Source organism: Protofrankia sp. Cr1, from assembly GCF_963555865.1.
Taxonomy (GTDB): Bacteria; Actinomycetota; Actinomycetes; order Frankiales; family Frankiaceae; genus Protofrankia.
This window is the reverse complement of record NZ_CAUVXO010000212.1, coordinates 1-6,898: the sequence shown is the minus strand read 5'-3', so window position 1 is coordinate 6,898 and position 6,898 is coordinate 1. Positions and strand designations below refer to the sequence as shown.

Annotated in this window: 10 protein-coding genes; 3 read left to right on the top strand and 7 right to left on the bottom strand. The window is 66.5% G+C overall.

The genetic code is table 11. The features are described from left to right. The coding region (locus U9980_RS16475; protein ID WP_322768725.1) for an S-adenosylmethionine:tRNA ribosyltransferase-isomerase at nt 1–861 on the top strand (861 nt) is incomplete at its 5' end. A 420-nt stretch (nt 862–1,281) separates the two neighbouring features. Here the strand turns inward: U9980_RS16475 and U9980_RS16470 are convergent. After that, nucleotides 1,282–1,683 carry a hypothetical protein gene (locus U9980_RS16470; RefSeq protein ID WP_322768724.1) on the bottom strand — a complete coding sequence of 134 codons (402 nt, stop codon included), beginning with the start codon at nt 1,681–1,683 and terminating at the stop codon, nt 1,282–1,284. Nucleotides 1,684–2,083: 400 nt separating this feature from the next. Here U9980_RS16470 and U9980_RS16465 point away from each other — a divergent pair, with 400 nt between their 5' ends. Continuing rightward, nucleotides 2,084–2,329 (top strand): hypothetical protein, encoded by a 246-nt coding sequence (locus U9980_RS16465; protein WP_322768723.1) that lies wholly within the window; start codon nt 2,084–2,086, stop codon nt 2,327–2,329. Between the two features lie 161 nt (nt 2,330–2,490). Here the strand turns inward: U9980_RS16465 and U9980_RS16460 are convergent, their stop codons facing one another. Both U9980_RS16460 and U9980_RS16455 read right to left on the bottom strand, forming a co-directional pair. Next, nucleotides 2,491–2,745 (bottom strand): hypothetical protein, encoded by a 255-nt coding sequence (locus U9980_RS16460; RefSeq protein ID WP_322750786.1) that lies wholly within the window; start codon nt 2,743–2,745, stop codon nt 2,491–2,493. A gap of 123 nt (nt 2,746–2,868) precedes the next feature. Beyond that, nucleotides 2,869–3,315, bottom strand: coding sequence for a hypothetical protein (locus tag U9980_RS16455; RefSeq protein WP_322755104.1), 447 nt, complete (start codon nt 3,313–3,315; stop codon nt 2,869–2,871). A 302-nt stretch (nt 3,316–3,617) separates the two neighbouring features. On the opposite strand from U9980_RS16455, the gene U9980_RS16450 reads away from it, so the two are divergent. Beyond that, the gene (locus U9980_RS16450; protein WP_322755103.1) at nt 3,618–3,890 is read left to right on the top strand and encodes a hypothetical protein; all 273 of its coding nucleotides are present in this window, start codon (nt 3,618–3,620) and stop codon (nt 3,888–3,890) included. Nucleotides 3,891–3,954: 64 nt separating this feature from the next. Here the strand turns inward: U9980_RS16450 and U9980_RS16445 are convergent, their stop codons facing one another. From U9980_RS16445 to U9980_RS16430, 4 genes are read right to left on the bottom strand one after another with little or no spacing between them, the layout of a single operon-like run. After that, nucleotides 3,955–4,836, bottom strand: coding sequence for an acyl-ACP desaturase (locus tag U9980_RS16445; RefSeq protein ID WP_322750789.1), 882 nt, complete (start codon nt 4,834–4,836; stop codon nt 3,955–3,957). Between the two features lie 17 nt (nt 4,837–4,853). Further along, on the bottom strand, nt 4,854–5,723 hold the full coding sequence (locus U9980_RS16440) for an SAM-dependent methyltransferase (protein WP_322768722.1): 870 nt from the start codon (nt 5,721–5,723) through the stop codon (nt 4,854–4,856). Further along, nucleotides 5,720–5,980 carry an acyl carrier protein gene (locus tag U9980_RS16435; protein ID WP_322750791.1) on the bottom strand — a complete coding sequence of 87 codons (261 nt, stop codon included), beginning with the start codon at nt 5,978–5,980 and terminating at the stop codon, nt 5,720–5,722. Before U9980_RS16435 ends, U9980_RS16440 begins: the two co-directional genes overlap by 4 nt. A gap of 47 nt (nt 5,981–6,027) precedes the next feature. Next, the gene (locus U9980_RS16430) at nt 6,028–6,816 is read right to left on the bottom strand and encodes a ferritin-like domain-containing protein (RefSeq protein ID WP_322768721.1); all 789 of its coding nucleotides are present in this window, start codon (nt 6,814–6,816) and stop codon (nt 6,028–6,030) included. Nucleotides 6,817–6,898 lie beyond the last annotated feature (82 nt).

Genomic DNA, 6,898 nt, shown 5'->3' with positions numbered 1-6,898 from the left:
GGCTCCTGGGTGGTGGAACTCCGCCCGCCGGGACCGGCGACGGGGCCGGTCAGGGACGCGGTCGCAGACGAGAAGGTCAGCCTGCCCGCGGGCGCGTCCCTGACACTTGTGGCTCCCTGCTCCGAGGTTGCCAGCGTGGATGGCGGCGTCGCGGGTAACCGGCTGTGGCGGGCACAGGTTGACGTCGAAGGAGGCGTAAGCGCTTTCCTGGCCACGCACGGCCGGCCCATCACGTATAGCTACGTGACCGGTCGGTGGCCGTTGGAGTCCTACCAGACGGTGTTCGCCCACGACCCGGGCAGCGCGGAGATGCCCAGTGCGGGGCGACCCTTCACAACCGAACTGGTCACGTCCCTGATCGCTGCCGGAATATCGATGGCTCCGGTGACCCTGCACACCGGCGTGTCCTCACCGCAGGAGGGTGAACCGCCGTCGGCCGAACCGTTTCGTGTTCCGCCGTCGACCGCGCGGCTGGTCAATCTGACCAGGACGGCGGGCCGGCGGGTCGTCGCGGTGGGCACGACGGTCACCCGTGCGCTGGAGACGGTCGCACGGCCCGACGGCACGGTGCGGGCCGGGCAGGGGTGGACGGATCTGGTACTCGGGCCGGAGCGTCCGGCCCGGGTTGTCAGCGGCCTCGTCACCGGTTGGCATGCTCCGGGCGCCTCGCACCTGCTCCTGCTGGAGGCGGTTGCCGGCGTGGATCTCGTGGGGCGGGCCTACCAGGAGGCGGTCGGTGAGCGCTACCTTTGGCACGAGTTCGGGGACAGCGCCCTGCTATTGCCACGGCGGCACCGACCGCTGTCTTCCGCGGAAGACAGCGGAGAAAATATGGCGCCCGTGACAGATCAGTGGGTGTGATCCTGCGCTGATCGCAAGGTCGGCCGGGAGTGCCACCGACGCCGGACAATCGACCGATGTATTGCCCGAAGGTGGTCTGGAAAAGCGGGCACGAAATTCCGTTATATGGTGTTTATGATTCCCTCGACGGGCTGCTCCGGGAATCCGGGGCGGATAGTACCGAAAGCTCGCTCCTCGGTGTTCCGGCGACGTTGGCCGGCCCGCCCGACATCGCCCGCATCGTGGGTGTCGATGGTATACCGGTAGGATCGATCATTCTGTCGCCTCCGCGAAGAGGGGCATGATCATATCGCCTTCGGTCAGCTAGGAGTGCATTGTGATGAAGCGATCGACCCTGATGGTCGACGGAACTGGGCGAATGTTTGGAACTGTCTTTCTGGCGACATCTGTGATCGGCGCCGTCCTGGGCGGGACGATCAGTTATGTGACCGCGGACGGCACGCAGGCCGCTCCGCCCAGCACCGGTATCGCCGCTGTGGTGGTGGGCGCGTCGCCGTATGGCAACGCCGCGGTCCCGCCGGCCACCGCAGGTGATGTGGCGGCCTCGGTCATCGACGTTCCGCCGGGCATCGCGCTCGCCCCGGCCGCAGCACTGACGCCGCGTGCCGATGAGCCGGTCGCATCCGGCACCCAGCCTGCCACCAGCACCGACGCGGTTGCGGGCGGGTCGGCCACCAGCGGCACGGACCATGCGGGAGCGCCGGCGACGGCACCAACACCGGCGCCGGTCGCGTCGACCCAGAAGCCGGAATCTGATCCGGCCACGGCGACCCCGGCTCCCAGCGCAACGGCGCCGGCGTCGGCGCCGGCGCCGGCTGCCACGACATCCCCGTCGCCGGCATCGAAGCCGCCGCCTGCGGACGGCGGTCGGTGACGAGCTGACGCTCGTCATCCCGATTCATCGGCATTGCCGCGACGGCGATGTCCGGATTGAAATTATTGGCATGATTGCCGTGACCACCGTTTTTCACGGCGACGATGCGGTGTGTCACCATCACGTCGCGGTATGCTCCGCAGTGTCGAAGAAAAACGTGCCTGGCGGCTCGGACAGGAGATCTGAATCGGGCTCACAGGCTTTTCGGCCGGGCCAGGGGGTATATGAAGCCAGGTGTGTCCACGGTGTTCCGCAGGGCCGTCGGCGGCCTGGCTGGACTGTGGATGTGCCGCTTTTGCCCGTGCTGCCACGCGACCGGAGACGGCTTTGTTCCAGGAACGGCATAAAATGGTGCCCGGACGTTCTGGCTCGTTTATCATAAATATACCGCGATCTGTTTTCATCGGGCTGGGCAGCGGCGTCCTGTTGCTGGTTGCCTTTGCCTTTGCCGGGTCGCTGGACCCGCTTGCGCTTGCCGCGGTGTTCAGCTACCTGGCCATCTACGGCTTTTCGCTCGTTCTGCTGCGCCGGCCGGCGGCCCGGCGGCCGGACCCACCCCAGGTCGGAACCGACCGATTGCGTGGCGACGACTAGGGCCTGTCCGGTGGATAGTGGTCGATGTGCACGATGATCAAGAAGGCGGTCGGCAAGGCGGAGGACAGCGAGGTCCCCGTGCAGCGCGAAGCGGTGGATGGAGCGCGATCGATGGTGGTGTTCTACCGGTGTCGACCACCGGTCCGTGACCTGGGCCGGGGTCAGGTTGCCCGGACGCTGACCCGCGGGGTCGACACGGTGCCGTTGGTCATCCAGGTGAGGTCATTTTCGGTCACGCGCAGCCGCTCTGCGATCTCCTGGCTTGTCCGGCCGGACTCAACTGCTTCGCGAAGCGCCTGGCTACGTACAGTGCGCAATGATGTACGTCGGTCGCAGTTGGTCCAGATCAGATCGTTTGCTACGACGGCCCGCTCGACCGGGTCGGTGATGGCAAGCACCTCGTCATGGGATAGCACGCGACGATAGTGGTCGCTCTACGCCGTCCTGGCAATCCCCGCGTGAACGGTAGCTACCAGTTGTCCAGGTCGTCTGTCTGGTGATTCTACCGGATTGGTAGCACGCTGTTATTTAACTGCTACTCAGAGGACGCCACCGTGTTCCGCAGTGGGGTGCGTCCGCCGCCGGTCGTGACGGTCCCGCACGCGTAGGTAGATCTCCAGGGAAAGGTTGAGCAGGAGGTGCCCCTCGTGGGCCGGCCGGCGGAACGTACCCGGTTGGACGCCGAAGAGGCGGGCGGCTCGTTCGCGGCGCTGGTCGAGGGTGAGGGCGAGGGTGCCCGGCCACAGACACAGCATGATCCCGGTAGCTTCGCTGTGCGGCTTGTCCAGGGCTGCGACGGCTGCGGTGAGCAGGCGATGCGTGTGGATCGCGCGGTCGTGGAGTGTCTGGCGGGGCATGCCCACCTCGGCGGGCCAGACCAGGTCGATGAACTCCGGCGTGTACGTGATGAGCTCGGCGGGCCGGCCTCCGCGGCGGAGTATCCGCACGAGCTGGTGGTGAATCTGTTGCACAGTGGCGGTGTCCATCGGATGGTTCGGTCGTTCCCTTCCATGTGACCTGCGCGGACCGTCCTCGGTACCAGCTCCCGCCGGCTTCCTGCCAGGTTCCTGCCAGCTACCTGCCTTCTACGTGTTCCCGTACCCGGTTTTGTGCCGGCGTTGCGCTCGGAATCTGCCCGGTACAGGTGCTGAATTCTGCCATGGCCGCAATGTTGACTGTTGGGTGATGGGCAGAACGTGCGCTGGCGGTGGGACAGGCATGACGCCGTCGGGCCGCTCATCGATTGTCGCAGTTGCCTCAGGCGGGCAAGCGATCGGGAGGGTTGCCGATGAGCACAGAGCCGCATCCGAAGCCGCATCCGAAGCCGGCGGCGCATCCGGCGGCGCATCCGCCGCCGGGGCCGACGGCGGACCAGCCGTTATACGCCGCTGTCCGCTTCGCCGGTAACGACCGGTCCAGTGTCGCCGAGGTGGCGATTCTGTTCGAGAGCGCGGCCGCGGCCGACGATTATGCCCACAGGAGCCGGTGGGATGACTACCTCGTGGGCGCGGTCCGCTTCCATCTCCCATCGCGAACCTGTCGGGTACGATGGGTGGCATGATTCGGTCGGTCCCAGCCGGCAGCCCGGGCGTGGTGGGTCGGAAGGAAGATCCAGCGGGCAGGCTCTAAGTGGTGGTGCGGCAGGCAGCGATGAACTGGGTTAGCTCGTTCACACGATCCGAGCGGGCATCGACTGCGTGGTTTATCACCCGGATCAGGTGTTCGTAGGCGTCGGTATGATCGTAACGCGCGGTGTCTGCGATCCGCAGCGCCCAGCGCCAGTAGCCCTTGATCGTGTCTGCCAAGGGCATCCGGAATTGCGCTATCACGTCCCGGATCGGTTCCACTGCGGCATCGCCGTAGGTGCGCAGGTAACGTTCCACCATGTCAGCCATGAACGTGAAGTGCCGGGCCTCGTCCCGGCCGAGCCGGTTCAGAATTTCCCGTAGGACCTCGTCGGTGACAACGGCGCGTAGCCCCTGGTAGTAGAGCTGGGTCGCTTTCTCCTGTACGAGGGTGTAAGCGAAGTACGAGGCCGGATGCTCGTAGGGCAGAGTGAACGGTCGTCGTCCTTCCGCGGCAAGATCCAGGCGCAGCTGTTCGGGCTCGGCGAGTCCGGACGCTACCTGGTAGCGGAAAAGAGCGCGGGCGTGGCTGTCTTCTTCCTGCGCCCAGCGGACCGTGAAGTGGTAGAGCTCCCGGTTGCGCACGAAGTCCTCGGGGCTGACCTGGTCGTCCAGTGGAAAGCGCTGGTTGTAGAGGGCGAAGTAGCCGGGCAGGTGGTCCTCGATCATAGTGATGAAGCGGACCGCGGACCGCTGCCCGTCGGTCAGCATCCCGCAGTCCGCAGCGTCCCAGCTGAAGTCGGTCTCGACATCGAAACGGCGCGCGGTCGGTGCGGCGGCCATGAACGACGTCACCGCCTGCTCGATGTCGGCCGCGGGTAGCAGCGGGCTTGCCTCCCGCCGGGACGCAGGCGGGGTGCCGGTCGGGTCCATGACGGCCATCGTTTCTCCTGACGGGGTCATCGGGCTTTCCGACACGTCAGGGCGTAGTGCTTGGTGGTGTATCCCCATCCCGCGTTGGCGATTTCCAGGTAGCGTTCGAGCTGGGCCGCCAGACCGGGCTTGATCTGTTCGATGTCGGCGGTGGCGGCGCGGACGTTGGTCAGCCAGTCGTCGATCGTCTGCCGGTAGTCCCCGGTCAGGTCGTCGAGGCTGGTCAGGGAGAAGCCGGCGTCCTCGGCACCGCGGACCAGCTCGGACACCGGCCGCAGGTCTCCCCAGCCGAAGATGGCGTCGCCGACGAACCGGGTGCCGGCGCGCTGGTGGAACGTGGTGTGGGCGGCCGTGTTACGAAAGCAGCTCTCCGACACGTACAGGGTGCCGCCGCGCCGGAGCAGCGCCCGTGCCCGACTGAACGCAGCGGTCAGATCAGGCATGTGCACGATCGATCCGAGCATCGTCACCGCATCGAAGCCGCCGGCGGGAAAGTCGGTCTCCTCGAAGTGCCCCTGCACGGTGGTGACTCGCTCGGCCACCCCGAGCTCGTGGGAACGGTTACGGATGTAGGCGTGCTGGCGTCCCGCCGGGCTGATTCCGACTGTCTGGCACCGGTATTCACCGGCCATGAACAACAGCAGCGAACCCCAGCCGCAACCGACGTCGAGCAGCTGCTCGCCGCCGCGCAGACCGAGGCGTTGCGCGACGAAGTGCAGCTTGTTGACCTGGGCCTGCGCGAGTGTGTCCGACGGTGATCGGTACAGGCCGGAGCTGTACTTACGGGAGGAGTCCAGGAACAGGCCGAAGATCTCCGGATCGAGGTCGTAGTGCTGGTTGGTGTCGGCGAGGGCGGCAGCCGCGTTGGTCGCCGTGGTCGCCGTGGTCGCCGTCACGCTGGATCCAGCGCGAGGGCACCCGCGACCACCAGCGCGACGTCGTTGATGGACGAGAGACCGAAGACGTCCTCGTCATCCAGCTCGACGTCGTAGTGCCGCTCGATCCTGGCGATCATCCGGAGGACCTTGACCGAGTCCGCGCCCTGCATCGACCGCAGGTCGGCGGACGGGGCCACGCCGGCGGCGGCAAGGCCCAGCTCCTCGGTCACGATCCCGGTGACCGTGGCGACGATCTGCTCATGGCTGACGGACATCAGTGCTCCTTCGGGGGATGGGGGTGGCTGGTTCATGCCGGCGAGCGTCATGCCAGCGAGTCAGCCAGGGCCCGCCGGATGCGGGCGCCGCTGCCGAGGTCCAGACCGGTCAGGGTGCCGAAGGCCCGGCGGATCTTCACCTGGAGGCGGTCGAGCTCGCCGTCGCCGGCAACCTGCTGCAGGAAGAACTCGAACCCGGTGTCGATCGTCTCGTGGCCGAGAAGTTCGGGTAGCTCGCTCTTGAAGACGCTCACCGGATGCTTGATCCGCGCGTCAGAGGTGTAGACGTGCAGCGTCTCAAGAACCGACGGCAGTTCGTCCGGGTGCGCCGCCAGCCGCTGACGAGTGAAGTGGATGAACTCACGGGCGTGTGCGGCCTCGTCACGGCTGGCGGTACGCATGATTGTTTTCAGTACCGGTTCGGTGACCCAGTCCGACAGTGCCCGGTAGACGTGGTTCACCGTCAGTTCCGAGACGATGTTAGTTGCCAGGGTGGCGGCCGGTGTGGTACCGGGAGCGTACGGTTCACGCATCGCGTCGACCGGGGCGGTGTCGACGGGGACGTCGAGGGCCGCAAGCCAGGCCCGGAAGGCGTAATGGTGCTGGAGCTCCTGGTATCCCCAGATCGCCACGAAGGCCGAGAAGTCGTAGTCGTCGACGAATTCGTTGAGGAAGCCGTGCTGGGCCGCGATCGAGTTGGCCTCGCCCATCACCGCGCTGCGGGCCATCGCGACGTGGTCGGGATGCACCAGGTCGCGATCGATCTGGTCGAGTGGGAGGTCGGTGAGCCGCCACTGGTGCCGCTCATACTGCCGGAAGACGTCATAGCTGTGCATCGGGTTCCCTCGGTCTTGATCACGCTGGCTTGATCACCTGGGTTTGGTCACGGGGCTTGGTCGCGGTGCTGGAGCACGTGGG

Excerpts from the sequence above, each read along its gene's own strand:
- U9980_RS16465 (WP_322768723.1), top strand. The coding sequence starts at position 2,084 with ATGGTGCCCGGACGTTCTGGCTCGTTTATCATAAATATACCGCGATCT.
- U9980_RS16455 (WP_322755104.1), bottom strand. The coding sequence starts at position 3,315 with ATGGACACCGCCACTGTGCAACAGATTCACCACCAGCTCGTGCGGATA.
- U9980_RS16450 (WP_322755103.1), top strand. The coding sequence starts at position 3,618 with ATGAGCACAGAGCCGCATCCGAAGCCGCATCCGAAGCCGGCGGCGCAT.
- U9980_RS16445 (WP_322750789.1), bottom strand. The coding sequence starts at position 4,836 with ATGGCCGTCATGGACCCGACCGGCACCCCGCCTGCGTCCCGGCGGGAG.
- U9980_RS16435 (WP_322750791.1), bottom strand. The coding sequence starts at position 5,980 with ATGTCCGTCAGCCATGAGCAGATCGTCGCCACGGTCACCGGGATCGTG.
- U9980_RS16430 (WP_322768721.1), bottom strand. The coding sequence starts at position 6,816 with ATGCACAGCTATGACGTCTTCCGGCAGTATGAGCGGCACCAGTGGCGG.